The 26,998-nt window shown below is 56.2% G+C and carries 30 protein-coding genes; 9 read left to right on the top strand and 21 right to left on the bottom strand.

All coding sequences use genetic code 11. From position 1 onward, the window contains the following. Window positions 1–2 precede the first annotated feature (2 nt). Window positions 3–1,382: a magnesium transporter gene (gene mgtE / locus DV520_RS05075; protein WP_117142001.1), complete on the bottom strand. Its 1,380-nt coding sequence runs from the start codon at window positions 1,380–1,382 to the stop codon at window positions 3–5. Window positions 1,383–1,848: 466 nt separating this feature from the next. On the opposite strand from mgtE, the gene DV520_RS05070 reads away from it, so the two are divergent. Both DV520_RS05070 and DV520_RS05065 read left to right on the top strand, forming a co-directional pair. Further along, on the top strand, window positions 1,849–2,280 hold the full coding sequence (locus tag DV520_RS05070) for a flavodoxin domain-containing protein (RefSeq protein WP_021918770.1): 432 nt from the start codon (window positions 1,849–1,851) through the stop codon (window positions 2,278–2,280). 323 nt (window positions 2,281–2,603) lie between these two features. Then, a complete protein-coding gene (locus DV520_RS05065; protein ID WP_021918771.1) occupies window positions 2,604–3,119 on the top strand; it encodes a CarD family transcriptional regulator in 516 nt (171 codons plus the stop codon). A 73-nt stretch (window positions 3,120–3,192) separates the two neighbouring features. Here DV520_RS05065 and htpG read toward each other — a convergent pair whose 3' ends face one another. From htpG to DV520_RS05030, 7 genes are all read right to left on the bottom strand, one after another. Next, complete coding sequence (gene htpG, locus DV520_RS05060) at window positions 3,193–5,100, bottom strand: molecular chaperone HtpG (protein WP_117142000.1); 1,908 nt, start codon at window positions 5,098–5,100, stop codon at window positions 3,193–3,195. 166 nt (window positions 5,101–5,266) lie between these two features. After that, a complete protein-coding gene (locus DV520_RS05055; RefSeq protein ID WP_021918773.1) occupies window positions 5,267–5,842 on the bottom strand; it encodes a hypothetical protein in 576 nt (191 codons plus the stop codon). 229 nt (window positions 5,843–6,071) lie between these two features. Further along, window positions 6,072–6,911, bottom strand: coding sequence for a hypothetical protein (locus DV520_RS05050; protein WP_117141999.1), 840 nt, complete (start codon window positions 6,909–6,911; stop codon window positions 6,072–6,074). 121 nt (window positions 6,912–7,032) lie between these two features. Then, window positions 7,033–7,572, bottom strand: coding sequence for a hypothetical protein (locus DV520_RS05045; protein WP_117141998.1), 540 nt, complete (start codon window positions 7,570–7,572; stop codon window positions 7,033–7,035). Between the two features lie 209 nt (window positions 7,573–7,781). Next, the gene (locus DV520_RS05040) at window positions 7,782–8,684 is read right to left on the bottom strand and encodes a hypothetical protein (protein ID WP_117141997.1); all 903 of its coding nucleotides are present in this window, start codon (window positions 8,682–8,684) and stop codon (window positions 7,782–7,784) included. A gap of 37 nt (window positions 8,685–8,721) precedes the next feature. Further along, a complete protein-coding gene (locus tag DV520_RS05035) occupies window positions 8,722–9,438 on the bottom strand; it encodes a hypothetical protein (protein ID WP_117141996.1) in 717 nt (238 codons plus the stop codon). Between the two features lie 134 nt (window positions 9,439–9,572). Continuing rightward, window positions 9,573–10,001: a hypothetical protein gene (locus DV520_RS05030; RefSeq protein WP_117141995.1), complete on the bottom strand. Its 429-nt coding sequence runs from the start codon at window positions 9,999–10,001 to the stop codon at window positions 9,573–9,575. A gap of 161 nt (window positions 10,002–10,162) precedes the next feature. On the opposite strand from DV520_RS05030, the gene DV520_RS05025 reads away from it, so the two are divergent. Then, window positions 10,163–10,594 (top strand): PadR family transcriptional regulator, encoded by a 432-nt coding sequence (locus DV520_RS05025; protein WP_117141994.1) that lies wholly within the window; start codon window positions 10,163–10,165, stop codon window positions 10,592–10,594. Continuing rightward, entirely contained in the window at window positions 10,581–11,237 is a 657-nt protein-coding gene (locus tag DV520_RS12125) for a hypothetical protein (RefSeq protein ID WP_133308833.1), read from the top strand. Before DV520_RS05025 ends, DV520_RS12125 begins: the two co-directional genes overlap by 14 nt. Before the next feature lie 71 nt (window positions 11,238–11,308). Here the strand turns inward: DV520_RS12125 and DV520_RS05015 are convergent, their stop codons facing one another. The 4 genes from DV520_RS05015 to DV520_RS05000 all read right to left on the bottom strand — a co-directional run bounded on the left by DV520_RS05015 (window position 11,309) and on the right by DV520_RS05000 (window position 13,507). Further along, window positions 11,309–11,713, bottom strand: a complete 405-nt coding sequence (locus DV520_RS05015; protein WP_117141992.1) for a hypothetical protein — start codon at window positions 11,711–11,713, stop codon at window positions 11,309–11,311. A gap of 362 nt (window positions 11,714–12,075) precedes the next feature. After that, the gene (locus DV520_RS05010) at window positions 12,076–12,345 is read right to left on the bottom strand and encodes a hypothetical protein (protein ID WP_117141991.1); all 270 of its coding nucleotides are present in this window, start codon (window positions 12,343–12,345) and stop codon (window positions 12,076–12,078) included. A gap of 137 nt (window positions 12,346–12,482) precedes the next feature. Further along, the gene (locus DV520_RS05005) at window positions 12,483–12,866 is read right to left on the bottom strand and encodes a sporulation initiation factor Spo0A C-terminal domain-containing protein (protein ID WP_021918783.1); all 384 of its coding nucleotides are present in this window, start codon (window positions 12,864–12,866) and stop codon (window positions 12,483–12,485) included. Window positions 12,867–12,973: 107 nt separating this feature from the next. Beyond that, on the bottom strand, window positions 12,974–13,507 hold the full coding sequence (locus tag DV520_RS05000; RefSeq protein WP_117141990.1) for a methylated-DNA--[protein]-cysteine S-methyltransferase: 534 nt from the start codon (window positions 13,505–13,507) through the stop codon (window positions 12,974–12,976). A gap of 213 nt (window positions 13,508–13,720) precedes the next feature. On the opposite strand from DV520_RS05000, the gene DV520_RS04995 reads away from it, so the two are divergent. Continuing rightward, window positions 13,721–14,158, top strand: a complete 438-nt coding sequence (locus tag DV520_RS04995; RefSeq protein ID WP_117141989.1) for a hypothetical protein — start codon at window positions 13,721–13,723, stop codon at window positions 14,156–14,158. Window positions 14,159–14,362: 204 nt separating this feature from the next. On the opposite strand, the gene recG is transcribed toward DV520_RS04995, so the two are convergent. The 3 genes from recG to DV520_RS04980 form a co-directional block, all read right to left on the bottom strand. Continuing rightward, the gene (gene recG / locus DV520_RS04990) at window positions 14,363–16,423 is read right to left on the bottom strand and encodes an ATP-dependent DNA helicase RecG (RefSeq protein WP_021918786.1); all 2,061 of its coding nucleotides are present in this window, start codon (window positions 16,421–16,423) and stop codon (window positions 14,363–14,365) included. A 156-nt stretch (window positions 16,424–16,579) separates the two neighbouring features. Further along, window positions 16,580–17,101, bottom strand: a complete 522-nt coding sequence (locus DV520_RS04985; protein WP_117141988.1) for a spore maturation protein — start codon at window positions 17,099–17,101, stop codon at window positions 16,580–16,582. Window positions 17,102–17,118: 17 nt separating this feature from the next. Next, window positions 17,119–17,697, bottom strand: coding sequence for a nucleoside recognition domain-containing protein (locus tag DV520_RS04980; RefSeq protein WP_117141987.1), 579 nt, complete (start codon window positions 17,695–17,697; stop codon window positions 17,119–17,121). Between the two features lie 273 nt (window positions 17,698–17,970). Here DV520_RS04980 and DV520_RS04975 point away from each other — a divergent pair, with 273 nt between their 5' ends. Beyond that, window positions 17,971–18,213, top strand: coding sequence for an AbrB/MazE/SpoVT family DNA-binding domain-containing protein (locus tag DV520_RS04975; RefSeq protein ID WP_021918692.1), 243 nt, complete (start codon window positions 17,971–17,973; stop codon window positions 18,211–18,213). A gap of 149 nt (window positions 18,214–18,362) precedes the next feature. Here DV520_RS04975 and rsmI read toward each other — a convergent pair whose 3' ends face one another. The 5 genes from rsmI to DV520_RS04950 form a co-directional block, all read right to left on the bottom strand. After that, on the bottom strand, window positions 18,363–19,205 hold the full coding sequence (gene rsmI, locus DV520_RS04970; RefSeq protein ID WP_021918693.1) for a 16S rRNA (cytidine(1402)-2'-O)-methyltransferase: 843 nt from the start codon (window positions 19,203–19,205) through the stop codon (window positions 18,363–18,365). Between the two features lie 13 nt (window positions 19,206–19,218). After that, window positions 19,219–19,869 carry a tRNA1(Val) (adenine(37)-N6)-methyltransferase gene (locus DV520_RS04965; RefSeq protein ID WP_021918694.1) on the bottom strand — a complete coding sequence of 217 codons (651 nt, stop codon included), beginning with the start codon at window positions 19,867–19,869 and terminating at the stop codon, window positions 19,219–19,221. 3 nt (window positions 19,870–19,872) lie between these two features. Next, on the bottom strand, window positions 19,873–20,505 hold the full coding sequence (locus DV520_RS04960; protein ID WP_021918695.1) for an NUDIX hydrolase: 633 nt from the start codon (window positions 20,503–20,505) through the stop codon (window positions 19,873–19,875). Window positions 20,506–20,522: 17 nt separating this feature from the next. Next, window positions 20,523–21,050, bottom strand: coding sequence for an anaerobic ribonucleoside-triphosphate reductase activating protein (gene nrdG / locus DV520_RS04955; RefSeq protein ID WP_021918696.1), 528 nt, complete (start codon window positions 21,048–21,050; stop codon window positions 20,523–20,525). A 186-nt stretch (window positions 21,051–21,236) separates the two neighbouring features. Beyond that, window positions 21,237–22,091 carry a 3-hydroxyacyl-CoA dehydrogenase family protein gene (locus DV520_RS04950; RefSeq protein WP_117141986.1) on the bottom strand — a complete coding sequence of 285 codons (855 nt, stop codon included), beginning with the start codon at window positions 22,089–22,091 and terminating at the stop codon, window positions 21,237–21,239. 604 nt (window positions 22,092–22,695) lie between these two features. Here DV520_RS04950 and DV520_RS04945 point away from each other — a divergent pair. Together DV520_RS04945 and DV520_RS04940 are read left to right on the top strand one after the other, a co-directional pair. Then, the gene (locus tag DV520_RS04945; protein ID WP_021919123.1) at window positions 22,696–23,916 is read left to right on the top strand and encodes an acyl-CoA dehydrogenase family protein; all 1,221 of its coding nucleotides are present in this window, start codon (window positions 22,696–22,698) and stop codon (window positions 23,914–23,916) included. Between the two features lie 124 nt (window positions 23,917–24,040). Continuing rightward, window positions 24,041–24,907 carry an enoyl-CoA hydratase/isomerase family protein gene (locus DV520_RS04940; protein WP_165850043.1) on the top strand — a complete coding sequence of 289 codons (867 nt, stop codon included), beginning with the start codon at window positions 24,041–24,043 and terminating at the stop codon, window positions 24,905–24,907. A gap of 55 nt (window positions 24,908–24,962) precedes the next feature. Here the strand turns inward: DV520_RS04940 and DV520_RS04935 are convergent, their stop codons facing one another. Then, entirely contained in the window at window positions 24,963–26,480 is a 1,518-nt protein-coding gene (locus DV520_RS04935) for a B12-binding domain-containing radical SAM protein (protein ID WP_117141984.1), read from the bottom strand. 136 nt (window positions 26,481–26,616) lie between these two features. On the opposite strand from DV520_RS04935, the gene DV520_RS04930 reads away from it, so the two are divergent. Beyond that, complete coding sequence (locus tag DV520_RS04930; RefSeq protein ID WP_021919120.1) at window positions 26,617–26,946, top strand: helix-turn-helix domain-containing protein; 330 nt, start codon at window positions 26,617–26,619, stop codon at window positions 26,944–26,946. The last annotated feature ends 52 nt before the right edge of the window (window positions 26,947–26,998 follow it).

Genomic DNA, 26,998 nt, shown 5'->3' with positions numbered 1-26,998 from the left:
CCCTAAATATGCAGAATCGCCCGGGCCACCTGAAAGTAGAGCACCAGGGTGACCACGTCCACCACCGTGGAGATAAAGGGGCTGGCCATCACCGCCGGGTCCAGGTGAATCCGCTCGGCCAGCAGGGGGAGCAGACAGCCCACCGCCTTGGCACACAGGACGGTAAACACCATGGTCACACAGATGACCGCTGCCACCAGCACGGTGACGCCTTCGTTGTGTAATAGAAATCGGTCCACCACCATGAGCTTGACAAAATTACAGGCCGCCAAGGTCACGCCGCAGAGAACCGCCACCCGGATCTCCTTCCAGACCACCCGGAAGGTGTCGGAAAATTCCACTTCCCCCAGAGACAGGCCGCGGATCACCGCCACCGAAGCCTGGGTACCGCTGTTGCCCCCGGTGCCCGTCAGCATGGGAATAAAGGCGATCAGGGCTGAGCAGGCGGCCAGAGAGGTCTCATACCCGGTGAGCACCATGCTGGTCAAGGTGGCTGAGAGCATCAGGATGAGCAGCCAGGGGACCCGGGACTTCCAGGTCTCAAACACGCCCGTACGCAGGTAGGGCTTATCCGACGGAGCCATACCGGCCATCTTTTCAAAGTCCTCCGTGGTCTCCTCCTGGAGGACGTCGATGGCATCGTCCACGGTGATGATGCCCACCAGGCGGTTTTCCTGGTCCACCACCGGCAGGGCGGCAAAGTCATACTTGGTGAACATCTGGGCCACGCTCTCCTGGTCCTCCAGGGTGTTGACCGAGATCACATTGCTCTCCATGATGTTCTCCAGCACATCCTCGTCCTCGCTGAACAGGAGGGTCCGCAGGGACACCATACCCACAAGCTTTCGGTTGTTCTCCGTCACATAGCAGGTGTAAATGGTCTCCTTGTCCACCCCGGTGCAGCGGATGCGCTGAATGGCCTCCCCCGCGGTCATATTGGGCCGGAGGCTCACATATTCCGTGGTCATGATGCTCCCGGCACAGTCGTCGGGATACTTCAAAATTTCATTGATCATCTTGCGCATTTCCGGGTCGGCCTGTCTTAAAATGCGCTTGACCACATTGGCGGGCATCTCTTCCACGATGTCCACCGCGTCGTCCACGTAGAGTTCGTCAACGACCTCTTTCAATTCATGGTCGGAAAAGCCCCGAATGAGCAATTCCTGAGCCTCGGGCTCCATCTCCACGAAGGTCTCCGCCGCCAGCTCCTTGGGCAGCAGCCGAAAGAGCAGGGGCAGCTTCTCCTCAGGCATCTCCTCAAAGATCCCCGCCACATCCACCGCGTTCATGGTGACAAGAATATCCCGAAGGGTGGCGTATTTTTTGCCCTCCACCAGGGCAGCCAGGGTCTCTCCCAGCGTTACGACCGTTCTTTCTGCCATTGGCATCTCCTCCCAGCTTTTTTCGTTTCAAGACGCTGTTGGCGTCCAGTTTCTTAGCAGGAAGTAAGACACACCGGTCGGCCGAGCTTTGTTAACGAGGACACATGGACGCCTTGCCCGGCGCCACCGCCCTCCGTCCTCGACATCGGCCTGCCAAAGTGCCGTTACTACCGCCTGCGTCCATTGTGTTTCACCTCACTTGATCTACGAAAATGAGACTCCCTCAGGGGAATCCATTCCTTATTATATGGGGCAAGAAAAAGTTTGTCAACTGCATCGCGTGATCTTTCTCTCTTCCTCCACCCCCATCGGCCCCGCCGGAACAGACCCTGCTTGACGGTTCCCCCACACACTCCCCTCCACTTTTTTCAAACTCTCTCTTGACAACGCAGTTAGTATATGATAACCTTTAGAAGTCAGAAGGTTAGCACAAGCTAATCTCGAAGCAAAAAAGGAGTGTTCCATCATGAAGAAAGCAACGATTATTTTTGGCAGCACCACCGGCAACACCGAGATTGTGGCCGACAAAATCGCTGAGACCATGACCGGGTATGATGTACAGGTGATCTATGTAACCGATGCAAAGGACGACACGGCGGTGAAAGAGGCCGACCTGGTCCTGTACGGCTGCTCGACGATGGGTCTGGGCGAACTGCAGGACGACTTCATCCCTTACTATGAAAACAGAATGACCCCCGCCCTGCTCAAGGGAAAGAACGTGGCCGTGTTTGGTCTGGGGGACAAGGAAAACTATGAGGATTACTTCTGCTGGGCTGCGGACATCCTCAGCAAGAAGGTCACCGAGTGCGGGGCCAATCTGGTCTGCCCGCCCCTGAAGGTGGACGGTGAACCGGACGACAACGAAGCCGCCGTGGTGGCCTGGGCGCAGGCGCTGTAAACCTGCATGCGGCCCTTTGGCCGCAGATGGTTTCCAATGGGACAAAGGGTCCCCTCCACATGACTGGGCATGCCGCCTGCTCACAGGCGGCATGCCCAGTTTTTTCCTAAAAAACAGCATAGTGTACAACCGCTTCCGCGGCAACTTGATTCATTGCAAACTTTTTTGCTTTTTTCCTCAAATCTTTCTTTGAAATTCCCTCTATTTTTTGCTATACTGTACTTAATAAGTGGCCTGACAACGCACCTCCGCTTGTTGGGTCGCTTTTTATTCTTCCGCCCGCCGCCGGGCGGCTCATCTCAATTTGGAAGGAGGACCTCAACATGGCAGAACCATACCGCAAAGGGGAATACGTCCGCTACGCCTGCAACGGCGTCTGCCTGGTGGATGACATCCGCCTGGACGTCCCCGCCGGCAAAGGCACACCCAAGGAATTCTACATCCTGAAACCTGTCAGCAACCCGGCCTCCACCATTTTTGTTCCCACCGGCAGTCCCGCGCTGGTGGAGAAAATGGCCCGGTTACCCAACCGGGAGGAATTAGACCAACTGATCCTGTCCGTCAAAGATCACCCCCTCCCGTGGATCGAAGACCGCAAGGCCCGCCTGGCCAGCTTTCAAACCATTGTGAAAGCCTGTGATCTGCGGGAGCTGATCTGCCTGGTGGTCTGTATCTCCCGCAGAAAGCGGTCCCTCTTGGCCACCGGCAAGAAGCTGGGCGCCTCGGATGAGACCCTCCTTCAGCGGGCAGAGGGTCTCATTGCAAACCAAGTCTCTTTTGTTCTCCAGGTAGAGGACAGCCAGGTGGGAACCTACATCCGCGAAAAATTAACGTCCTGACGCGCTCGGCACAGAATAACAGGTCCCGGCCTCCCTTTGCGGCCGGGACCTGTTATTTTATCATTGGGCGTGATTACTTCATCAAACCGCACACCAGCTCGGCATACCGGGCCGGGTCGGGCAGGGGGAGGTCCGCGATGATGAGGGCCTGGTTATAGAGCACCTCCACATAGGCCGCCGCCTTCTCCTTGTCTTCCTCATAGGCCTTGCACAGAGCCTGGAAGGCGGGGGCGTCCGGGTTGAGCTCCAACACCCGCTGGGCACTCATGGGGAAGTCCCGGCGCATCTTACGGAAGTATTTCTCCATCTCCAGGGAAACCGGCCCTTCGGCGGTCAGGCAGACCGCCCCGCTCTGGAGAATCTTGGAAATGCGCACCTTGGATACCTCTCCCTTCAAGGTCTCCTGGGCGAAGTCCAGCAGGGCCTTATGGTCCTTTTCCGCCTGCTCCACCGAGGCCTTCTCCGCGTCGGTGACCGGCAGGGCGTCCTCACTGGCCACGGAGACAAAGGGCTTGTCATAGGCGTTCTCCAGCATTTGCAGCACGATCTCATCCTCGTCCACGGTGAGATAGAGCACCTCATAGCCCGCTTTCAGCACCCGCTCGGCCTGAGGCATCTTGGAGGCGTGCTCCACCGAGTCGGCACAGACGTAGTAAATCTTCTCCTGGGATTCGGGCATCCGGTCCACGTATTCCTTCAGGGAGGTCAGCTTGTTCTCCTTGGAGGACCAGAACAGCAGCAGGTCCCGGATGGTGTCCCGGTTCTGTCCATAGGCGTTCATCAGGGCGTACTTGAACTGCATGCCGAAGGCCGTCCAGAACTGCTGATACTTCTCCCGGTCGTCCTTCATGAGCTTGACCAGTTCGCTTTTAATCTTCTTTTCAATGTTGTTGGCAATCACCTTCAGCTGCCGGTCATGCTGGAGCATCTCCCGGGAGATGTTCAGGGAGACATCCGGGGTGTCCACAATGCCCTGGACAAAGCTGAAGTGATCGGGCAGCAGGTCAGGGCACTTGTCCATAATCATGACCCCGGAGGAATAGAGCTGGAGCCCCTTCTTAAAGTCCGTGGAGAAGTAGTTCATGGGGACCTGTCCGGGCACATACAGCAGGGCCTTGTACTCAAAGTTGCCCTCGGCGGCCACATGGATGGACAGAATGGGGTCCTGCCAGTCCCCGAACTTGGACTTGTAGAAGTCGTTGTACTCCTCCTTGGTCACCTGGCTCTTGGGCCGCTGCCAGATGGGGACCATGGAGTTGATGGTCTCCCACTCCTTCACCTGCTCATACTCCGGCTTGTAATCTTCCCCGGCGTCCTCCGGCTTGGGCTTTTGACGGCTGTGCTCCATCTCCATACGGATAGGATACCGGATGTAGTCAGAATACTTTTTAATCAGGTTCGAAAGCGAATAGGGCGCCAGATACTCGTCGTAATTTTCTTCCTCGGTGTTGGCCTTGATGGACATGATCACGTCGGTGCCCACGGTGTCCTTCTGGCAGGGCTCGATGGTGTAGCCGTCCACCCCCTCGGACTCCCACTTCCAGGCGGTCTCCCCGCCATAGGCCTTGGAGATCACAGTCACCTTGTCCGCCACCATAAAGGCGGAATAGAAGCCCACGCCGAACTGGCCGATGATGTCCAGCTCCGCGTCGTCGGCGTTCTCGGTCTCCTTCTTAAACTGCAGCGAGCCGCTCTTGGCAATGGTGCCCAGGTTGTTCTCCATCTCTTCCTGGGTCATGCCGATGCCGTTGTCCGCCACGGTGAGGGTCCGGGCTTCCTTGTCGGGGACCACAACAATCTTGAAATCCTCCCGGTTCAGCCCCACCTTCTCATCGGTCAGAGCCCGATACGCCAGTTTGTCAATGGCGTCGCTGGCGTTGGAGATGATCTCCCGCAGAAAAATTTCCTTATGGGTATAAATGGAATTGATCATCAAATCCATCAGCCGCTGGGACTCGGCCTTAAATTGTTTCTTTTCCATGGTATCGAAACGCCTCCTGTATCAAATAGGGTTAGCACTCTAACCCTTTAAGTGCTAACCCTATTATGCTACCGCCGGAAAAGAAATGCAAGCGGTTTTTCAAATTTTATCACTTTTACGGCTTTGCTGCTAAATTTCTCCGGGTTTTTGTCACTTTAGCCCCTCCTCACTTCGATTGCAGGGCAAAGCTTCTCACGGTGCCGCTCACATCATAGGAGGGCAAGGGGTTGGGATCGCTGAACCAGAGATCGTAAACCTGGTCCCCTGCGGCAAAAAGGTAGTGGCTTTCGCTGCGCTGGTCGGTGACCAGGCTGACCTCCAAGTCCGCTCCGCTGCCCGCGGCGGGAGAGGCGATGTAGTCAGGGGTTCCCTCCCCCTCCTCCAAAAACTGAGACCAGAGGGTGGGCAGAACCTCCTTATAACCGGTCAGGTCGTCCCAGTCCACTTGATCCGCCCCCGGGCAGTCCAGGGTCTGGACGCCGCCCACAGGGGCGCCGTCACAGAGGAAGGAGAGTCCCCCGTCCTCCCGGGCCTGCTGGGTGCAGTCCTTGGGCAGGGTCAAGACGTAGTCCCCCATATCCACCGTGTTCCCGGCGGATGCCTCCGTCCCCTTGGGTTCCGTTTCCTGCACCGGGGCCGGTTCTTCTTCTTGTTCCGGCTGCGTGCCGCAAGCACACAGCACCGCCAGGACCAAGGTCAGTACCGCCAGGAAGCAAACCCATTTTTGTCTCTGTTTTTTCATAGATGTTCTCCTTTCTCCTTAGGGTGGTCCATCTACTGTTCCACTTGCTTGTTAAATTCTTCTAATTTTCCCTTTCCCCTTTCTGTTTTTTTGTTGGCTTTTGTATCATACCATATCTTGCTCCCTTTTGCAACGGAATGCGTATCCTCCTCTCTATCATAACACCCTGACAAAAACCCTGCCTTGGCCAAATCGGCCAAGGCAGGGTGAGAAGGGGTCGCCCCATGTCTTACATCGTGGCCAACAGAACGCCTGTTCTGCTGTATACCTCTGTTTTCAGGTTGCACATGAAGTGCTCCACGCCAGGTTGGGGAAGGTCCAGCGCCGTGTGATAGAGCTCCAGCCCGCTGGCCAGCGTGATATGGACAAGGTAGGTGACAGGTTCCTCTTCCGTGGGCGTCGCCGTAAACCTTCCCTTGAGCACGCTCCCTTCCTCCATATCACGGACACGAAGGCTATGGGAATCACACGCCTGACCGTTGACCCTCTTGATGAGTTCCGCGTCAACAATCTCTTCCCGCAGAATCCCCGGCCAGGAAACGGTACATTCTATGGTGCCGGAAAAGGTGGCCGGCTCCCCTGCCGGAACGGATTTCCCCTTGCCGTAATACGTGCTCTCCACCTGCGGAAAGATCATATCCTTCGTGTTGATCACCCAGCCCAGGGACGCGGTCTGGACCGCCTGTCCAGAGGTCACCGTAACCTGAGAAATTCTGCACACTGTGTCAGCGGGGACCTCCAACTCACCCATAAACCGGGACCCCGTCCGGGTCAAGGGGAACGCCTTCCCCTGACACGTCAGGACCACTTGAAGCTCTTCTGACTTCTCCACGGGAGAAACTTCGATGTACAGCTGGGCAGTTCCGCTTTCTGCGCAAAATGTCCCTGAGACGAAGCTGTCCTCCAGCAGGCCATTGCTTTCCCATAACAGAGCAGTGTTTCGCAGCTCCTCCATTTTCTGATTGCACGTATTTTGAAATTCCATGTACTGTTTCTGCATGGTATAGTAAAGCAACACAAAACCAAGGACAAGTAATAGAATAGCGATCGAAACAGGTCGTTTCCTCATGGCGCTCCCCTCCCAAAATCCAGAACCAATCCTATGTGAAACCATACCGGTTCCTCTATGCGCGTTTTCAAACGCATTCCCCTGGCCGTCATGGTCAGGGGAATGCGTTTTTTCTGATCTATTATGGATAGAGTAAAGCGACCTCATGGGGCTCTGCCGGGCGCTGCTCCGTGCTGACCACCTGATAGTCTGGAATGATGGTTTCCCCAAGCCCTCCGGCGCTGTCCACCGGCTGGAGCTCATAGTTGGTCAGCTTCAAACTGCCGTCCGGCTGTTCAACAATGGTATAGACAGCCTGTCCCTGGTAGAGATACCCCACCGGCATTCGTTCTCCGGCCTCCATTCCCGCGCATGTGTCTGTCAAAATCCCGCGAATGGCCCGCAGCGCCTCTGTGGACGGTTCCCCATTCCACAGTTCCGCGAAGGAGACATACGCATACGAGCGCAGATCATACCCAAACACTGTCTCAATCAAAGCGGCCATTGTCTGCCCTTTGTCAAGGCCCAACGTGACGCCTCCCGCCTGGATTCTGTCCTGTTCCGCATACGACACAGCCGCGCCTTTCTTTCCGGTCTCTGCCGGTTCTCCTCCCACAGCCGCCGCTCCAAAGACAACAAGGAGCCCTAAGCACAGAATCACGGCAATGATTGTCTTCTTCATGTGAATTTCTCCTTTCTTGGTCCAGTCTTCACATATTTTGTATGCAATCCTTCTTTCGGTTCCCCCATGCTATGCTGGGTTTGTGTACAGTATATCATCCCCTTAACCTTCTTTCAACAGAGCAGATGGTTTCTGTGGAAAGAATCCTGTATTTGATACTCTAAAAAATTGACCGCCCGAACCATATTGATTCGGGCGGTCATGGATCATTATGACTTTGAGAGTGGAACGGTATATCCGTCAATTTGAACTGCTGCTACATCCGATAGTTCCAAAAGCACACGAAAATCAATGCTTCCTGCAATGTTGGTTAAGGGCTCCTTTCCAAGAGGGTCTTCTGCCGCACCACCCCCACTGCCTCCTTTCGGACGTACTGCCGTACCGTTCCGATCAATAATCATAATCGACCGTAAAAAGTCCACATACTCTGTCTGGGACGAGGAATCTGCTGCAAACCTCAGAGAAAAGGGAGACACGGATACGCTGCCAATGGTCTTTCCTTCCTTCGTGACAATATCCCCTCGCAGAATGGTTCCATGAGTTGTTGGCGTCCAGGAAAACTCGTGGACCTCGTCGGCGATGGAAGTCGCCTCGGTTTTTCCACCTGCCTTAAACTGCCCCAAAGTCAGGAGGAGGTCTCCCTCAGGGTATTGGTCTAAATTGCTCTCAAAATAGGAGAGATACGTGATCGTCTGACCATTTATCCCGATGGTATATACGCTTCCTCCCTTCCCTGCTTTCGACACTTCCCCTACACCAGACAGGGTCACCGTTGTAGGTAGGATTCCGTTGTTCTTCTCTTTTTGCAAATCAATTTCCGTGGAGAACGTAACATCGTACAGGACATACATTTCCCGTTCATTCCCGAACGCCTGCCGGACGTGAACCGTGGTCTTCTCTGCCCGTGAGTTCTGGTCGATTGTCTGGATTCCTTCCCACAGAGACTCCGCCTGAGACTCCGAAACCTGTAGAAATTCGGCAATCTCAGCGTCTATGGATGGAGTATCTGAAACTGTATGGGAGCAACCAACGGTTCCCAGCAATATAATACCCAGCAGAAGACAAATTCTTCCGTACCGCTTTTCTTTCGCATCTTGTTTTAAGGCCCTCATACAGATCACCTACGCTTACTTCCCTATCGATCGGCTCTCATCCAAAAAGGTCATTATAGAAAGTATACGCCTGACTACTTCCTCCTGGTCTTACAGCGGTGAAGTGGAAATAAACTCCGTACAACAAACCATTAGAAGAAACATAAGGCCACGAAGAAGGTGCCTGTGCAGTATATGTAGATGATCCAGATGGGACGGACACTTTATGTCTTCCTCCATTATAATCTGCCATCATTGACACGAATTCCACGGAACGATTCTTTAGTGATGTTCCGTCTCTTACCAGTGCTTTCACCGTTGCACTCGTCATCTTATAGAGTGTACCACGAGATGAACTTTTGTAATTATAGTTGATGGTTATTTCGGCATAAGCAGAGTTCCCCATATAGATCCAGCCACTCTCCTTCTTTTTGCTTGCGCTGGAAACCGCTGCCTGAACACTTTGTTCAATTTCCTGGAACTCTTCCTCTCCAAAGGCAACAATCGTGGCTGTTGTGCTGCTACTTTCCCCAGATTCAGAGTTAATGTATGGTTCTTCTTGATTCCGCAACTGAATTGCGTACGTGTCATTGCCTAAATCTTCCGTCGTGATTGTCGCATCAGACAAAAACTCCACATCATGGATAATCGTTTCTTCTTTCGTGACACTTTCAAATTCTGTAACAGGAGTTTTCATCTCTGCTGCACCCACTGGGATTGCCAGCGAAAGCGCAACACTCAACCCAATCACTAAAGACGCCAATCTTTTTTTCATGATATCCTCCTTCATTAGCAGTAACTTTAAGGTAGTATATACCTTCTTACAAAATCCTCTTAATTATGCCTAAAAACTTTTAATCCACATAGGACTCCCCTCCTTCCTATTGATATCATTCGCTAACCTGCTATTCATGACAGCGCCACATCAGACACTCGCACCCGCACCGTTCCGCTCAATACACCATTGCTGCTACTGAATGACAAGCGATAGGTCCCGCTTTCTACACCATTGCCAACATACGATTTGTTTCCATGGGCTGGAACAGAAAATGTTCTGAGCCTCCCCTGTGGGTCCGTAATGGTTACACGCATGCTGTTGTTCGTCGTATTATCTACCCAGATACGGTAGGAAACATACTCCTTCGGCTGATACCAGGAGACACCATATTTTGTCACTGTGGTGTCCACCGCAATATGACTTGCCATGAGTTTGGTTTCTGTTCCTTTCCAACTCTCCTGGTCCCTCTTCTCCACTGTCGATTCCGCGCCCATCGCACACACAGAAGAGAGCGCGCACCATGCCAAGACAATACCAAGAACCCGTTTCCATTGTTTCATACTCTTCCTCCTTCGCAATATACCCTATTTATTACGTTGTTTTTCGGAAATTATTGTTGCTTTTAACCTATCCAAATCTTATCACCCCTCTATTTATTTGTCAACGAAAATTTTTATTTCTTGAAAAAAATATTTCTTATCCGTTCCGGTAGACGTCAACAATGAAACATGATAAAATAAGTACGAAAATAGCAAAGGCGGGCACACCCTTGAAACACCACGACGCAGAGCAAAAAAACCGTTATAGTTCAGGATTGGAAGACAATCTGAAAAAAGCCTTGACCGAACTGTTGATCCTTTTTCTCTTTGGAGAGGAAGAACACTACATTGGCGAACTCTCCCCCTTGTTGGAGAAACGCAGTCACGGCGTTCTCAGTATCGTCTTTCCTTACGCTGCCATCTATCGAATCACCCAATCCGGCTACCTGACGGAGACCAAAAAGAAAACCGCCCCGGATGGACGGCTGCGGCAGTATTATGCCATTACGGAGACCGGCCGCGCCTACCTCCAGAAATTGTTAGAAACCTATCAAGCATTTTTCCAAGGGGTTAATGATATTTTATTAAGGGGGGAACGCCATGCGCCGGACTGATCTTTCTCTCTATGAAAAACGCCTGCGAAAATCGGTCTCCGGCTTTCGCCTGCGCTCTAAAGTACAGGCGGCATTCCGCCGCTCCCTGTCTCCTTTGTTGGAAGAAACTCCCTGTCCCAGTTACGACGCCCTTTTACGGGCATTTGGTCCGCCTGAACACATGGCACAGACCTTACTGCAAACCATGACCACGCACCCGCATCCCCGGGGCGGCAAGTCAAAATGGGTTCTTGCTGTCAGTATCCCTCTGCTTCTTATTTTCGGGTGCTTCGGTGCGTTGTCCTTCCGAGATCGTCCCGAACAAAATTTCACACTGTCAGACGCTTCCGCTTATTCAGAGAAAGTCTTACTCCAAGACTATGTTTTTTGTCAGGATCGTACATTTTGTGACTGCGATGTAGAATGGGACCAACCAAAGGAGTATCCTTCCTATCTTCTTTTGCTCCAAAATGAAAATGAAACCAGCACCAAGATCACAGTACGGTATTCTCAGAGGCAGCCGCCGCACACCTTCGACGTTCCTCCTGAAAGCACACGCGCCTTTTTGGTGGACGACTCCCAACCCGGAGCTCATGTGATCTCGTTCTCCTCTTCCAACGGTTCCCTCGCCGGCACCGTCCGGGTGTTGCTTTCCAACGCATAAAAAACGCTGTCCCTGCCCAACTTTTTTGGGTAGGGACAGCGTTTTACGATGACAAATGGATATTAACGGTTTCACTGATATGCCTGCAGATGCCCACAGATGGTTCCCCCATCCGCAGCATAGAGGACAAAGTAAAATGTGCTGTCTGAAGGGTTCCTAATAACTTCTGTTTTTCCTCCTGGATCATGCGGGCGCACTGTCATGGAACTCACCTTTGTGTCCCAGATAAGACCTTTTTTATAGAGCTCAACCATACAATCGGCATCGGCCGTATTGTCGAACCCATAGGAAAGAAAATCCCCGTTTCCTTTCACACAAGTGAATTCCGTACTTCTAAATTGTGCTTCCCCAGAAATGGTCTGATCGTATTCCACCACAGAACACGTGCTCTCCGGCTCTGGCCCAAACGCATAGGCGGAAATGCCAACAATGAACAACAGGAGCATAGACAGGCATATACAAAGTAATTTTTTCACTGCAATCCTCCTCCCTTTGCATGAACAAGGGTACAAGCAACAGGGTTTCCTTTTTATGGCTTGCTTTTCCTGTATTTTCATTCGTCTTTGGGGGACATCTCCCTTATTTTAGTATTAGTTTAACAAATTTCCATTAGAATTTCAATCAAAAATTTTCAATATAGCCAAGTCAATCCATATCTTCGTAAAAAAATCTCGCCCCTGTCAAAGTTTGACAGGGGCGAGCGTTTTATTCTTCTACCCTTCGTACCATGGAAACACCAGCAGAGCCGGAGCTCCAGCCGCAGTCCATAAAATCGTCCTTCTTCTCTTCTTTGCGCGCCTCTCCTCCTTGTTTCGTCGTATCTCCTGCCAGAACGAGATCAAATCACAAAAAGATAGCGGAACACAGGAATCAGGGAAATCACACTATATCCTCCAAAGGCCAGGGAACAGGCTCCCACTATACGGAACGCAACCGCCAATCCCCGCAGTCCTTCCTGCTTCGCAATATGTGCAGCCCCCCGAAACAATAGGATACCTGCCAAAATCTGTAATACCATGCCAAGAATAGAAACACCCAGAGCAACTAAGCTGAAGGTTGCACTGATCCCAATTTGATCATTTACAAAAATTCCATTATCATAAATCATAGCCATGCTCCTTATGCAAAGTTTACTCGGCTCTGTTTCATTCACTCTAAAATATCACAGGATATCATTCCGCGCTCCTCTTCTGGCAGCTTTTCAGGGGAAATTCCCCCACTTTTTCCCGAATACAGACGCCTCCCTCAAAAAAGAAGGGGCTGTTTTCCCTTCATCGCCTCAAAATAGGGAATCCCCTTGTGAGAATACCAGGCAAAGTAGATCATAATGTCCCGGGGGGCCGGCGGTTCCCGGAGATTTTTCCCCGCAATCTCGCTCAGCCGGCCCCGGTCTCCCAAATCCCAGCAGCGGGCGGCCAGCCGCTCGATGGCTCTGCCAGTGGCGCCGGGTTTCTTCTGCAGCCACACCGCCACAATGGGGTAGATGTCCTTGGTCAGGAAAATGTCCTCGGAATCCATTCGCTCCTCAAACATCCGCCGGGCAAACAGATCGGAGGCAGCCGCGAGAGGCCGAATACTTCCGCCAGCAGGGCCAAGGACGGAACGAATATCCATCTCTGTTTTTGTCATGATAAAACCACCTTTTGATTCAGATGGCTTTATCATATTATGTTATTAAGTAGTATCGGCCTTTGGCGACTTAATACGACATATTTCCCAGTTTTTCCCTTTTTACTTTACAGGGCGGTTCCTCTTTTGGGCAGGAAGAGGGAACCCACCTCCGCTTTTTCCAAGGTCAACAATTTGACTTTCCGGTCCAGCCCGCCTGCGTATCCCGTCAGGCTGCCGTTGGTCCCCACCACCCGGTGGCATGGGATAAGGATGGAAATTGGATTGTGTCCCACTGCGCCCCCCACCGCCTGGGGGGACATCCGCCGGATACCCAGCTCCTCCGCCACCTGCCGGGCAATGGCGCCATAGGTCATGGTCTGCCCATACGGAATGGTGCGGAGGATGCGCCACACCGCCTTCTGAAACGCGGTTCCCACCATGTGGATGGGGATTTCCAGTTCCGGCTCCTGTCCCGCGAAGTAGAGGGCAAGCCACTGCTTCACCTGTGCAAACAGCGGAATCTCCCGCGCCACCGAGTCCGGTGCCAGGGAGCGGGCAAAGTATTTTTGTCCGACAAACCACACCCCTGTCAGGCCGTCATCGTCCGCCGCCAAAAGGAGCTCTCCCAGAGGGGATGGATACTGACTGGTATAGTGCATGGGATTCCTCCTCCACATAAAAAAGGTTACAACCGTGTTTTTTCTCATCATACCACAGGATTTCTGTCCGCGCCAGCTTGACCTTTCTTCCTGCCCAGGGTATAATTCTTCAACATAGGTGCCGGGCCTCTCATCCCGGTTCTGTCACAATTTGATTTATACGTCTATTCCCGTCCTTCTCTTCCCCCTTCATTTCTGAAAAGCGAGGTTTCTATGCGTCTGTTTCGACTCCTTCCCCTGATGCTTTTTCTCCTCCTCTGCGGTTGTCAGGGCGGCGATTCCGCCGCCGGCAGCCTTCCCGACCTGGACAAGGCGCAAGAGGTCCGCGTCATCCCCGCCGGGGAGACCGCGCCCACGCAGGTCTTGACCGAAAAGAGCCAGATCGAAGCGTTGATCTTGGCCATGGATTTGGATCATTGGTCCACCGCGGACCTTCCCCAGGGCCTGCGTCCCGCCGGAACCCTCTCCTTCACTCAGCAGCCAACCCAAACAGTATGGCAGAAGGAAGCCGGGGACGAGCTCCGGGAGCTCTGTCAGATCCAGCTCTACCAGGACGCCCCTTACCTGACCTTGACCACCCTGGGTCTCTCCCTTGATGTTGCCATCTCTGAGCAAGCCGCCCAGGAACTGACACACAACTTGTTTCCATAACAAAAGCACCGCCCTGGCCATATTGGCCAGGGCGGTCAATGATTTTTATGGCAGCAGCCTTGCCGTTCGCGCTCCCCATCCCCCGTTGCCGCCTATCATTATAATAATATAAAAAGCTGATTTATGGGCGCCTCCTCTCTTTCCCTTCGTCCAAATGGCAATCCCCCCAGGGATCGGCCGAACAGGAAACCACCCATCAGAATCTCAGTTGAAAATATCCCGGTTCTCCCGGAAAAGCTGCTCTACCCGCCGCCGAAGAGGGGCGTGCTCCTCCCAGGTCAAGTTCGGGTCCCGGGCCAGAACTTCCTGAGCCGCCGCCTGGGCCTGGTGAAGCAGGCGCATGTCCCCTTCCAGGCTGGCCAGTTTCAGCTGGGGCAGCCCATGCTGCCGGGCGCCGAAGAAATCCCCAGGGCCCCGGAGCTTCAAGTCCTCCTCTGCAATGGCAAACCCGTCGGTGGTGGAGGCGAGGGTTTTCAGCCGCTTTCGGGTCAGCTCGTTCCGGTTGTCCGAGAGAAGCACGCAATAGGATGGGTGCTCCCCCCGCCCCACCCGGCCTCGGAGCTGGTGGAGCTGGCTAAGGCCGAACCGGTCCGCGTCCTCCACAACCATCAAGCTGGCGTTGGGCACGTCCACCCCCACCTCAATGACCGTGGTGGATACCAGGACATCCACTTCCCCCGCGGCAAAGGCCGCCATGACCCCCTGCTTGTCCCGTGCCTTCTGCTTTCCGTGGACAATTCCCACCCGCAGATCGGGAAAGACCTCTTCCTGAAGCTGGCGGCCATACTGCTCCGCCGCCTTCAGTCCCTCCGGGTCCTCCTGGTCCACCGCCGGGCAGACAATATACACCTGGCGGCCCTGGGCCACCTGCTTCCGGACAAAGGCATACAGCCGCGCCCGCTTGTCCTCCCGGATCAGATAGGTAGCCACCGGGGTGCGCCCCGGGGGAAGCTGGTCAATGACAGACAGATCCAGGTCCCCATAGATCATCAGCGCCAGGGTCCGGGGAATGGGGGTGGCTGACATCACCAGCACATGGGGCCGGTCCTTCTCCCCGCTCTTGGCGGCCAGGGCCGCCCGCTGGTCCACGCCAAACCGATGCTGCTCGTCGGTGATGACCAGCCCCAGCCGCCGGAAGGATACCCCTTCACTGAGCAGCGCATGGGTTCCCACAATCAGGTCCAGCGCCCCCGCGGCCAGGGCCGCCCGGCAGTCTCGCTTCTGGGCGGCGGTCATGGAGCCCACCAGAAGCCCCACCCGAAGGCCTGTCCCCGCCAGAAGGGTTTCCATGGTCCTTTGATGCTGCTGGGCCAACAGCTCCGTGGGGGCCATCAGCGCCGCCTGACAGCCGTTCTGCCAGGCAAAATAGGCGCAGGCCGCGGCCACCACCGTCTTGCCCGAGCCCACGTCCCCCTGCAGCAGGCGGTTCATGGGAACAGCCCGCCGCAAATCCGCCGCCGCTTCCTTCACCGACCGCAGCTGGGCCGGGGTGAGGGAAAAAGGCAGCCGGCTGGTAAATGCCTCCAGGTCCTGCCGCACAAAGGGACAGGCCCGCTGTTCTCCTCGCCGTCCCCGAATGAGGGTCAGACCCAGGTTCAGGCAGAACAGCTCCTCAAACATCAGCCGCCGCCGAGCCTTGGTCAGGGCCTCCCAAGAAGCGGGAAAATGAATGCTCCCATAGGCCTGCTCCACAGGGACCAGATCATAGGTCTCCCGCAGGTCGTCCCCCAGGGTCTCCTGCACCTGGGGCAGGCAGGCCAGCCCCGCCCGGACCAGCCCCGTGAGAAACCGGTTGGTGATCCCCGCAGTTAGAGGATAGACCGGGAAAATGCCTCCTGTGAGCTGATGTGCCCCCTCCCGCTCAAAGGCGGGGTTTACCATAGACCGGCGGTACCCTTCCCCCGTAAGGGTCCCGTAAAAAAAATAAGTCTGTCCCGGCTGGAGGGCCTTACGGACATAGTTCTGATTAAAAAATGTAACCGCCGCCTGGCCGGTACCATCCACGATCCGTCCCTTGGTCAGCTCCATCCCCTTGCGGATATAGCTGGTGCGAAAGGGTTCCGCCACTACGGCGGCAAAGCAGACCGGCGTGTCCGCCGGAAGCCAGGCAATGCCTTCCCGCACCGTGCGGTCCTCATACTCCCGGGGAAAATAGGCCAGCAGGTCCGCCACTGTGGACAGGCCCAGCTTATCCAGGGCCCGCGCCCGGGCGGGACCCACGCCGGGCAGGTCTGTCAGGGGGGTGTGCAGCGTCCGTTCCGCCATAACGGAGCCTCCTTTCCAGGGACAGCAGTAAACCTGAGGGCAACAGCCCCCCGCTTTCTCCCTACGCGCTCCCGTGCTCCTCGCATCGGACTTTCCTGCATTATAACACACAACCAACCCCTTGCAAACCCGCCCTGCCCATCTCCGATCCCACTGTTATCCCAAAAACAGCCGCACCGTAAGGGAGGCAAAGAAAAAGCCCGCCAAATCGGCACAGAGGGCCGCCGGCACCGCATACCGGGTTTTCTTGATCCCCGCTGCGCCGAAATACACCGCAATGGTATAAAAGGTGGTCTCTGTGGAGCCCAGCATCACCGCTGCCGTGCGCCCAATGGTGGAGTCCGGGCCATAGGTGGTAATGAGCTCCGACCCCACCCCCAGGGCGGCGCTGCCGCTGATGGGTCGGACCAGCATCAGCCCCACCGTCTCTGGCGGGATACCCAGCCACTCCAGGGCGGGCGCCAACAGTTCCGCCGCCAGTTCCAGCGCCCCCGAGGCCCGGAGCATGGCCACCACCGTGAGCAGTGTGACCAGAGCGGGCAGAATCCGCAGCAGAATCTCCAGCCCCTTGGCCGCCCCCTGGAGCAGGGCATCATAGACATCCACCCGTTTTGCCATGCCATAGCAGGAGACCCCCGCAATGATTCCCGGCACCAGCAGGTCCAGCACCAACTGCATCGGCTCCGCCTCCTTTCCTACGACCGCCAGAGCCTGGACAGCAGCTTGGCCGCCAGAATCCCTGTGGCCACAGACAAGGCGGAGGTCACCCACACCGCCGGCAGAATGTCAAAGGGCGTGGCGCTCCCCGCCGCCATGCGGACCGCAGCCACCGTGGTGGGAATCAGTTGGATGGACGCGGTGTTGCACACCACCAGCATGCACAAGCTGTCGCTGGCCACCCCCGGGGTCCGGCGGCTCATCCGCCGGGCAGCCTCCAGCCCCAGGGGGGTGGCGGCGTTGCCCAGTCCCAGCAGGTTGGCCGAGACATTGGCGGCGATGGTGTCCATGGTCCCCCGATCCCCGGCAAAATCCGGAAACAGCCGCCGGAGGATGGGCCGCAGCAGGCGGGCCAGCTTTTCCGCCAGCCCGGCCCGCTGCATGACCTCCATCACCCCCATCCACAGACAGAGGACCCCTGCCATGGAAATCCCCAGCTCGATGGCCGACGCCGCACCGTCCAGCGCCGCCGACGCCAGCTCCCCTTGGTTGCCCATCGCCAGGGCGCAAAGCAGGGAAAGCGCCGTCATTCCTGTCCAGATCACCGTCATTGCCATGGTGTCTCCTCCTCGCTGCCCGCCGTCTGCCCCGGGTTGTTCTCGTTCCACCCTATGTGTTTTTCGGAAAAATCATTCCTTTCCTTATTTTCCTCTTTTTTCCTGGAAACGACAAGTTTCGATTGACTTCCTTCCACATTTTGTTATAATCAAATTAAATCCATGAGTTTTTTGTCTATTTTGGCTGTTTTTGTCAGGGCAGCTGGGGGATTCCCAGTAGCACCGGCAAAAAAGAGAGAGAAAACAGCTGACGCTGAAAGGATGTGCTTCACCATGAAGTCAACAGGTATCGTTCGCCGAGTGGATGAGTTAGGGCGTATCGTTCTCCCCATTGAACTGCGCCGCACGCTGAACATCGCGGAAAAGGATTCCCTGGAAATCTACGTGGACGGGTCCTCCATCATGCTGAAGAAGTATCAGCCCGCCTGCATTTTCTGCGATAGTGCAAAGGATATCTCTGTCTTTAAGGGCAAGAATATCTGCGCACACTGTCTCAAGGAGCTGTTACAAAAATAACCCCGCTCTTTCCAACCAACAAGGCCGTGTCCCCTATGTGGGGACACGGCCTTTCCCTTGTTCCTCCCGCCGCCCCAACCCCAGGGGCTATGTGGGAGTTTCCAAACGGCCGCAGCCTCCGGCAGGCGCTGCGGCCGCTGTCGTCCAGATTAAGATTCTTTCTTTCGGGCAAGCACACGGTCATAGAGCACTTTCCGGGAGAGCCGGCAGGCTGCTGCCGCCTCTTTGACCGCGTCCCTGGTGGACCAGCCCTCCAGTTGGAGCTTATCCACCAGCGCCAGCCCATCCTCCAGGGTGGGCGCCTGCTCGGCCACAGGGGGCGCCCCCTCCACCACCAGGACAAATTCTCCCTTGGGGGGATGCGCCTCATAGTAGGACACTGCCTGTCCCAGCGTGGTCCGCCGGACCTCCTCATGGAGCTTGGTGAGCTCCCGGCACAGTGCAATTCGCCGGTCCGGCCCGAAGGCCTCCGCCAGGTCCCTCAAGGTGGCCTGGAGCTTATGGGGGGCCTCATGGAAGAGCATGGTGCGCGTCTCCCCCCGGAGACTCTCCAGATGGGCCCGGCGGTTTTTCTTGTTCATGGCCAAAAAGCCCTCAAAGGTAAACCGTCCCGTGGGCAGACCGGACACCGCCAGCGCGTTGACAAAGGCACAGGGGCCGGGGATGGGAACCACGGGAATCTCCTGCGCTGCGCACTGGGCCACCAGTTCCTCTCCCGGGTCACTGATGGCGGGAGTACCGGCATCGGTGACCAGGGCGCAGCTCTCACCCCCCAGCAGGCGGGCGATCAGTTCCTCTCCCCGGGTTCCGGTATTGTGGCGGTAGTAACTCACCATAGGCTTCTTCAGCCCCAGATGGTTGAGGAGCTTCACCGTCACCCGGGTGTCCTCGGCGGCGATGAAATCCACCTGCTCCAGGGTCTCCGCCGCCCGGAGAGACAGATCCCCCAAGTTGCCAATGGGGGTGGCGACCAGATATAATGTTCCTGCCATGGCAGCATCCTCCTCAGTGTGCAGACTCTGTCTGATAGTGGACCGGTAAAATCTCCAGGCCGGGCCCGCCTTCCTTCACCGCCTCCACCAAAACCGCGTAAGGGGGGCTGGAGGGCCCATAGGACAGCAGCTGAAGCCGCTTGGGTTCCAGCCGGGCCCCCCGAAGGGCGGCAAAAAGCTCCGCCAGCCGCTCGGGGCGGTAGACCAGCGCGAAACGCCCCCCTGTCTTGGCCAAACGCCCTGCCGCCCGGCACAGGTCGTCCACCGGGCAGGTGTCGTCCATCCGGGCCTGTCCCCCCGACTTGCCGGACCCCGCCCGAAAATAGGGGGGATTGGCAATCACCAGCTGGAAGCGGTCGCCCTTCAGCAGGGCGCGGTCCCGGAGGTCTCCGGTAAGAACTTGTCCCTCCAAGCCGTTGTCCGACAGGTTCCGCCGGGCCAGGCCGGCCGCGACAGGGTCCAGCTCCACCCCCACCCGGTCCAGGGCCTCCTCCCGCTGGGACAGCAGAAGCAGGAGGGAGCCCACCCCACAGCCCAGGTCACACACCGACCACCGGGGGCGCAGGGTGCAAAACCGGGCCAGCAGCACGCTGTCCCGGCCCAGCTTAAAACAGGCGTCCGATTGGGTAAGCCGGTACCGGCCCAAAAATTCCACCGACTCCACGGCTCACCCTTCCCCTTCCATCGCCCGCAGCTCCCGGAGCAGCCAGCGGACGGTCCGGGCGGTCATTCCCCAGATAAAATGGCCCTCATACTCATAGATGGGCACATCCATAAATCCCGTCCGCCAGGGATAGTTTTTGGGAAAGCCCATCCGCTCATAGGGGAACTGATCGTCCACCTGGGCCGAGACCGTGTAGCGATAGACCTCCTCAGGGTAGTGCATCAGGTAGTCCAGAGGGACAAAGAAAACATTCTTCACCTCTGCCGCGCTGGCCGCAAGCCGGTCCACCCCCTGGGGGCTGATGGTGCCCAGAAAGGGGTACACCACCCGGTCGCTGATATCCTGGATGACATCCAGGGGGGCCAGAATCTCAATCTCCTCCGGGGGAATCCCGATCTCCTCCCAGGTCTCCCGGAGGGCGGTTTCCACCGGACGCTCTCCCCTCTCCCGCCGGCCCCCGGGGAAGCAGACCTCCCCGGGCTGGTGGCCCACCAGGGTCTCCGCCCGGGTCTCGAAGAGGAGGCAGAGTTTTCCCTCCCACTGGGCCAAGGGGACCAAAATGGCATACTCTCCCACCGCGCCCTGGATGCCCAGCTCCCGGTGGGTAAAGTGGTGCTTCATTTCCGCAATGGTCATGGTATCCTTTCCTCCTCTCAGGACTCCGGCACAGTGAACTTGGCCAAAGGGTCCTCCTCCTGCCAGAGGACCACCCGGCCCTGGGCCAGACTCCGGGGCACATCAATCAGGCGCTGGTTTCGGCTCCCCCGAAAATGGAGCTCATAGGACTTCTCCTTGGCCAAAAAGGGACCGTCCACCAGCACGTCGGTCTGGGCCAGCAGGGCAGTCCAGTCCGGGTTCCCACTGTCCCGCAGGTGCTCAAAAAGGTAGCCGGAATAGGTCCAGACATTCAGCCCCCGGGCATGGGCCGCTTGGGCCAGCGCCGCGCAGTCCGCCGCCTGGGCAAAGGGTTCCCCCCCGGAGAGGGTCACGCCCTCAATGAGGGGATTGCGCCCCATCTCCGCCATCAGTTCCTCCAGGGAAACCTCCCGGCCGCCGGCGGGATCGTGGGTGTCCGGATTGTGACAGCCTGGGCAGTGGTGGGGACAGCCCTGGGTGAAAATGGTAAAGCGCAACCCATGTCCGTCCACAATGGAGTCGTTGACCGTGTTGGCAATTCGCATAACAAGGTCCTCCCATTCTATGCAAAGATCCCCTGTATGATACCACACTTTTCTCCCCGGGACAATGGGAAAGAGGGCAGGAAATCCCCGTGCGGGCCATCCTGCTCTTTCCCCCAAAAAAGCAGGCCACCGCCTTGGTTCCGGCGGTGGCCTGCGGTATGCTCTTATCCTGCTATGGGAACAAACTCACTTGGTGTAATCATAGAAGCCCTTGCCGCTCTTCCGGCCCAGACGGCCAGCGCGGTAGAGAACCTTGTACAGGTGCGCGGGACGGTACTTGGAGTCAGCGGTCTCCTGGTACAGGGACTCCATCACCTCGATCATCACATCGATGCCGATGGCGTCGGCCAGCTTCAGGGGGCCCATGGGCAGGTTGTAGCCCAGCTCGCAGGCCTTGTCGATGTCCTCGTAGGAGCAGACATTCTCCCCGGCCAGGATGGCGGCCTCATTCATCATGGGGCACATCACCCGGTTGGCAATGAACATGGGCACATCGGTGACGGTGACAAACTCCTTGCCAAAGCCCTTGGCCACGGCCTTGCCGGTCTCAATGGTGTCCTCGGAGGTATCATAGGCGTTGATGATCTCCACCAGCTTCATGGCGGGCACGGGGCTGAAGAAGTGCATTCCCAGGAACTTCTCCGGACGCTGCGACGCTGCGGCCAGCTCGGTGATGCTCAGAGAGGAGGTGTTGGAGACAAAAATCGCCTCGGGCTTGATGATGGGGGCCATTTTGGCGAAGGCTTCCTTCTTCAGCGCCATGTTCTCCACCATGGCCTCAAAGACGATGTCCACGTCCTTCAGGTCCTCCAGCTCGATGGTGGCCTTCAGGTGGCCCAGCCAGCCGTCGGCCTGCTCCTGGGTGATCTTGCCCTTGGCCACCTTTTTCTCAAAGCCCTTTTTGATCCCGGCCACGCCCTTCTCCAGGGTGGGGGTTCTGTGGTTGTACAGGACCACGTCATAGCCGCCCTCCAGAGCGACCTGGGCGATGCCTCTGCCCATAAGGCCTGCGCCATACACGCCAACAGTCTTAACTTCCATGTTTCTGCAACTCCTTAAATACATTGATAATTTCCCGATGGGGTATCTAATAATCAGCCTTGCCGGATTGCCCGGAAATGCCTTTTTAATCATAAAGAAACCGGGGCCTTTTTCCTTCCCCTCCAGACCGAAGGGAAAAACCCCGCCATTTTCAGCTTGTGTTTGTCCTATCTTACAGGAAGAACCCGGCTTCGTCAAGGTCTGCTGTTGACATTTTCACAATTTTTTCTTTCTCCCCTTCCCAGTTCCATGGCGTTTTCCACGGAAGGAAGGCAGATTTCTCCTCTCTCATACGCTTTATTGTGCAAACATCTTTTTCCTCCTTTTCCTACGTTTTGTATATTTTGTTCAGTTTTCTCTCCCGTTTTTTGGTTGTTATAACCACATCTCTTTCCACTTTTCTTTTCTCTCTTAGTGCTAATTAAGTATTGCACCCGCTAAAAATAATTAATATATGGCATGCGCCTCCCCAATTCTTATGATATAATAGCACCGTAGAAGTTGCCCCGTATTGGAAGACGTTGCCGTGGGCATTCTTCTCATGCCCAGGCAATTGTTTTAATGCCTGTTACGTAAGAAATCATTATACAGGAGGAATTTTATCATGGAATTCAAACTGAACGAAGACCAGCAGATGATCCACGACCTGGCCAAGGACTTTGCGGAATCTGTCCTGCAGCCCCGGATCGACGAGATCGAGGCCGGCGAGATGACCGAGGTCAGCAACGGCCAGAAGCATCCTCAGCTGCCCCACGACATTCATCAGCAGCTGGCTGAGTGCGGCTTCATCGGCATCAGCTTCCCCGAGGAGTACAACGGCATGGGCATGGGCCACGTGGAGCAGGCCATTGTCATCAAGGAGCTCAGCCGCGTTTCCCCCTCTGTGGGCAAGTGCCTGGACGTGTACATCCTGGGTCTGGAGGCTCTGGACCTGTATGCCAACCATGAGCAGAAGATGAAGTATCTGGCTCCCTGCTGCTCCGGTGAGCAGACCGTCTCCTTCGCTTTCACTGAGCCCGAGACCGGTTCCGACCCCAAGATGCTGAAGACCCGCCTGGAGAAGCAGGCCGACGGCACCTACAAGCTCAACGGCGTGAAGCGCTTCATCTCCAACGCTGGTTATGACGGCCCCTGCGTGCTGTTCGCCCTGCAGAAGGACGAAGAGTCCGGCAAGGACCTGGTCACCGGCCTGGTGATCGACAAGTTCTGCGAGGGCTACTCCATCTCCTCCCCCTGGGAGAAGATCGGCTATCGCGGCTCCGAGGTCTATGACATCTTCCTGGATGACGTGAAGGTCACCGAGGACCAGATCCTGGGCAAGCCCGGCGACGGCTTCACCCAGCTGCTGGGCACCACCGCTTATGGTAAGCTGGGCTTCACCGCCGTGTTCGTGGGCACCGCTCTGGGCGCTGCTGACATCGCGCTGAAGTACTGCCAGGAGAAGCTGCACCGCGGCAAGTCCATCACCAAGTTCCCCACCACCCAGCTGCGTCTGTCCACCATGCTGACCTACGCACACACCGCCGAGCTGCTGCTGCTGGAGGCCGCTGACTACTGCGACCACAACCACTTCGCTGGCGATGATATCCCCACCATGCGTGCTGTTCAGGCCCGTACCGCACAGGCCAAGGGCTATGCCGCTGAGACTGCCACCAAGGTTGCCACCATGGCCGTCAACGCCATGGGCGCTTACGGTGTCTGCGACGAGTATCAGGCAGAGCGCTTCCTGAGAGACGCCGCTGTCGCCCCCAACATCGAGGGCTCCGGCGACATCCAGTACCTGATCCACGGCATGTATGTCGCTGCCAACGGAAACACCAACTAATCCTTGGTTTTCCGCTGATTGTTCGTAACTTCCGTCAGCCGGCCCCTTGTGGGCCGGTTGGCGTAGGTAAGTAGGTCCCATGGCCCCTCTTAAAGGCCAAATATTGATGATGGAGGATTTTATCATGAAACCTGTTTATCCCGCAGCCAGAGCGTTGCCCACTTATGAGAACCTGCTGCTCGAGATGGTCGAGCCCAACATCCTGAAGGTCACCCTGAACAGACCCAAGGCTTACAACGCCCTGTCCCACGACCTGGTGCGTGAGCTGACCGAGCTCTCCCAGTGGCTGGTTGACGAGTACTACAACATCCGCGTTGTCCTGCTGTATGGCGGCGACGAGGGCAAGGGCTTCTGCGCCGGCCTGGATGTCAAGCAGGGCCTGACCGACTACGAGCAGACCGTTCCCGGCTTCTATCACTATCAGATTAAGCTGGGCGAGCTGGAGTGGTTCATTGCTAAGACTCCTCAGCCCTGGATCACCCTGATCGACAACGTCTCCGCTGGCGGTGGCTTCTCTCTGGCTATGTGCTCTGACATTCGTGTCTGCACCAAGACCGCTCGTTTCTCCTGCTTCTATGCCAACGTGGGCATCGGCGGCTGCGACATGTCCTCCTCCTACTTCCTGCCTCGTCTGATCGGCACCGGCCGTGCTTATGAGATGATGCTGACCGGTAACTTCATCAACGCTGATGAAGCTTGGAACCTGGGCCTGGTGTCCAAGGTTGTTGACGAGCGCAAGGACCTGGTTCCCGCTGGCCTGGAGCTGGCCCGCGTCATCGCCGCCAAGGACCCCATGGCTGTCCGTCTGACCAAGGAGGCTATGCGTGCCAACGTCGACGCTTCTGGCTTCGACAACGCCCTGCAGGTTGAGAACCGCAACCAGACCCTGATGATTGCCCACAACGTCAACAAGGACGCTTCTCAGGATCCCATCGGCAAGTATTGGATCGAGGATCGTACCGATCCCATGAATCCCAAGGGCGCCAACTAATTGGCTCCTCTGCTTTGCTTTTGAAAAACCTCCGGCTTCGGCCGGAGGTTTTTTCTTACCGCAGCCCAAATCGTCGGGCCGCCATATCCAATTTTTTACGCCATTCCCTGCGCCGGGACAGCCCCTGCGCCTGACGATATGCCTTAAAAATTTCCTGCTTATACTCCACAGGGTCCTGTTCATAGACCAGACATCTCTCTCGCATGGCCTCCCACTGCCATAGGAAGATCAGCGCATACCACAGCTGGCTCTCCAGCGAGGTCTCCTGTTTCCAATAGGCACCAAACTGTTCCTCCATAGGGGCGAACATAATACGGTCCAACTCCGCTTGGGTAAACAGCCCCTGCTCCACCGCCATGGAAACGATATCCGTTCCCGGCAGAAAATTCAGCCCGTGGAGCTGCAGGACATAGCGCCCCGGAAGCTCTTTTACCAGGAAATAGGTCTCTTTCAAATCCTCTAACGATTCAAACGGATGCTGCAGCATAAAGTCATAGCTGACCCACGGCACCCCCGCCGCCTGAAAGAACCCTGCCGCCCGGAGGATCTCCTCCCGGGTCTCATACCGGTGAAATACCTCCCGCCGGACGCGGTCCGATCCAGACTGGATTCCCATAATGACCTCCGTCAATCCCACACGGACCAGCTTTTCCAGCACCTCTTGTTTGGCCGCCTTGGGATGGGACCAGATGGTAAAGGGAAGGTGAATCTCCCGCTGATAAGCCGCCACAAATTCATCCACCCATCCTGGAAGATTGGGAAAAATTTCATCATAAAAATGCACCATCATCATGCGGGGACAGGCCCGCTTGGCCTCCCGAAGCTCCTCCATGACACTCTCTACCGACCGGGTTCGTACCGTGGCGATCCCCCGCGGCATAAGGCGGTGAAGGGGTGCACAAGAGCAATAGGTACAGGTAAACGGACACCCCCGGGAGGCAATGACCTCATACCGCAGCGTATGCCGCTGCGGGTCCCCCCGCCGCAGTCGATCCCTCTCAATCAAACAGGCCCGTGGGCTGCTCACCACAGGAATCCCATACCCATCAATCTCCTTCAATACCCCGCCAATGGGCTGAACCACTGTCTCCCCATGGCGCCGGCAGCAAAGAGAGGCGAGGTCCTCTCCACTCTCCCCACACATCAAACGGTCCGCCAAGTTAACCATAGGAATTTCCCCGTCTCCCCGGATCACATACGCTGCTCCCCGGTCCAAGAAGTAATCTGGATACAAACTGGCAAACGCGCCGCCGCAAACCAGCGGAATGGCGTACCGCGCACGCAAGGTCTTCATCACCTGCTCCACTGTATCCAAATACATGGAGCTCATCACAGACAAACCGATAAAGACAGGCTCTGCCCGCCGCACCTCCTCACAGAGAAGCTCCAATTCTCGACGGCTGGTCTGCCCAGGGCAATGGCTGTTAAACTCCTTATAAAAAACCACCTGCACCTGATACCCAGCCCGCTCCAGCGCCCCTTCCAGATACCGCACCCCCAACGCCTTGGTATTGTAAAAGGCCAGAAGCATCACCCGTCCCTTGGGTGTCCCTCCGCCAAGCTTTTGCAACATATCACGTCATCCTTTATACTAAAAATCGGTTTTGGTCCAAACAATACTTATAGTATATATCAGCTCCATAAAAATATCAATAGTCTGTTCACTCTGGGAGATAATACTTATAGTCTTTTCTCGGAGGGATCTTTCTATGATGACGCAGACCATCGGCCGTAAATTGCGGCAGTTCCGACAGAAAAAAGGCTACAGCCAGGAAACCCTGGCAGACCGCGCCGGGCTCCATCCCACGTACATTGGCCAAGTGGAGCGTGGGGAGAAAAACATCACCGTAGAAACTCTGGCAAAAATCACCACCGCCCTGGGTATCCCCATTTCCTCTGTCTTTGACGATGTTCTTTCCAATCCCATGCCTTCTGCAGAAAACTATCCCTTGCGGGCCTATGAGCTCTTCTCCAGCCTTTCTGAAAAAGATCAAAGACGCCTTTACGATATCCTGTCTCAAATTCGCAGTCTTCTCTAACTCCACCTCGCACGGACATCACCGTCCCCCTCTCCCCCGCCGTACCGCATTT

Origin of the sequence: Evtepia gabavorous (assembly GCF_003425665.1) — a bacterium.
In the GTDB taxonomy this organism is placed as follows: Bacteria; Bacillota; Clostridia; order Oscillospirales; family Oscillospiraceae; genus Evtepia; species Evtepia gabavorous.
The sequence above is the reverse complement of the archived record's forward strand: the minus strand, read 5'-3'. Positions and strand labels throughout refer to the sequence as shown.

What these genes read in the sequence shown, in the direction of transcription:
- mgtE (WP_117142001.1), bottom strand. Translation starts at nt 1,382, where the DNA reads ATGGCAGAAAGAACGGTCGTAACGCTGGGAGAGACCCTGGCTGCCCTG.
- DV520_RS05070 (WP_021918770.1), top strand. Translation starts at nt 1,849, where the DNA reads ATGAAGAAAGCAACGATTATTTTTGGCAGCACCACCGGCAACACCGAG.
- DV520_RS05065 (WP_021918771.1), top strand. Translation starts at nt 2,604, where the DNA reads ATGGCAGAACCATACCGCAAAGGGGAATACGTCCGCTACGCCTGCAAC.
- htpG (WP_117142000.1), bottom strand. Translation starts at nt 5,100, where the DNA reads ATGGAAAAGAAACAATTTAAGGCCGAGTCCCAGCGGCTGATGGATTTG.
- DV520_RS05055 (WP_021918773.1), bottom strand. Translation starts at nt 5,842, where the DNA reads ATGAAAAAACAGAGACAAAAATGGGTTTGCTTCCTGGCGGTACTGACC.
- DV520_RS05050 (WP_117141999.1), bottom strand. Translation starts at nt 6,911, where the DNA reads ATGAGGAAACGACCTGTTTCGATCGCTATTCTATTACTTGTCCTTGGT.
- DV520_RS05045 (WP_117141998.1), bottom strand. Translation starts at nt 7,572, where the DNA reads ATGAAGAAGACAATCATTGCCGTGATTCTGTGCTTAGGGCTCCTTGTT.
- DV520_RS05040 (WP_117141997.1), bottom strand. Translation starts at nt 8,684, where the DNA reads ATGAGGGCCTTAAAACAAGATGCGAAAGAAAAGCGGTACGGAAGAATT.
- DV520_RS05035 (WP_117141996.1), bottom strand. Translation starts at nt 9,438, where the DNA reads ATGAAAAAAAGATTGGCGTCTTTAGTGATTGGGTTGAGTGTTGCGCTT.
- DV520_RS05030 (WP_117141995.1), bottom strand. Translation starts at nt 10,001, where the DNA reads ATGAAACAATGGAAACGGGTTCTTGGTATTGTCTTGGCATGGTGCGCG.
- DV520_RS05025 (WP_117141994.1), top strand. Translation starts at nt 10,163, where the DNA reads ATGAAACATGATAAAATAAGTACGAAAATAGCAAAGGCGGGCACACCC.
- DV520_RS12125 (WP_133308833.1), top strand. Translation starts at nt 10,581, where the DNA reads ATGCGCCGGACTGATCTTTCTCTCTATGAAAAACGCCTGCGAAAATCG.
- DV520_RS05010 (WP_117141991.1), bottom strand. Translation starts at nt 12,345, where the DNA reads ATGATTTATGATAATGGAATTTTTGTAAATGATCAAATTGGGATCAGT.
- DV520_RS05005 (WP_021918783.1), bottom strand. Translation starts at nt 12,866, where the DNA reads ATGACAAAAACAGAGATGGATATTCGTTCCGTCCTTGGCCCTGCTGGC.
- DV520_RS05000 (WP_117141990.1), bottom strand. Translation starts at nt 13,507, where the DNA reads ATGCACTATACCAGTCAGTATCCATCCCCTCTGGGAGAGCTCCTTTTG.
- DV520_RS04995 (WP_117141989.1), top strand. Translation starts at nt 13,721, where the DNA reads ATGCGTCTGTTTCGACTCCTTCCCCTGATGCTTTTTCTCCTCCTCTGC.
- recG (WP_021918786.1), bottom strand. Translation starts at nt 16,423, where the DNA reads ATGGCGGAACGGACGCTGCACACCCCCCTGACAGACCTGCCCGGCGTG.
- DV520_RS04985 (WP_117141988.1), bottom strand. Translation starts at nt 17,101, where the DNA reads ATGCAGTTGGTGCTGGACCTGCTGGTGCCGGGAATCATTGCGGGGGTC.
- DV520_RS04980 (WP_117141987.1), bottom strand. Translation starts at nt 17,697, where the DNA reads ATGGCAATGACGGTGATCTGGACAGGAATGACGGCGCTTTCCCTGCTT.
- DV520_RS04975 (WP_021918692.1), top strand. Translation starts at nt 17,971, where the DNA reads ATGAAGTCAACAGGTATCGTTCGCCGAGTGGATGAGTTAGGGCGTATC.
- rsmI (WP_021918693.1), bottom strand. Translation starts at nt 19,205, where the DNA reads ATGGCAGGAACATTATATCTGGTCGCCACCCCCATTGGCAACTTGGGG.
- DV520_RS04960 (WP_021918695.1), bottom strand. Translation starts at nt 20,505, where the DNA reads ATGACCATTGCGGAAATGAAGCACCACTTTACCCACCGGGAGCTGGGC.
- nrdG (WP_021918696.1), bottom strand. Translation starts at nt 21,050, where the DNA reads ATGCGAATTGCCAACACGGTCAACGACTCCATTGTGGACGGACATGGG.
- DV520_RS04950 (WP_117141986.1), bottom strand. Translation starts at nt 22,091, where the DNA reads ATGGAAGTTAAGACTGTTGGCGTGTATGGCGCAGGCCTTATGGGCAGA.
- DV520_RS04945 (WP_021919123.1), top strand. Translation starts at nt 22,696, where the DNA reads ATGGAATTCAAACTGAACGAAGACCAGCAGATGATCCACGACCTGGCC.
- DV520_RS04940 (WP_165850043.1), top strand. Translation starts at nt 24,041, where the DNA reads ATGAAACCTGTTTATCCCGCAGCCAGAGCGTTGCCCACTTATGAGAAC.
- DV520_RS04935 (WP_117141984.1), bottom strand. Translation starts at nt 26,480, where the DNA reads ATGTTGCAAAAGCTTGGCGGAGGGACACCCAAGGGACGGGTGATGCTT.
- DV520_RS04930 (WP_021919120.1), top strand. Translation starts at nt 26,617, where the DNA reads ATGATGACGCAGACCATCGGCCGTAAATTGCGGCAGTTCCGACAGAAA.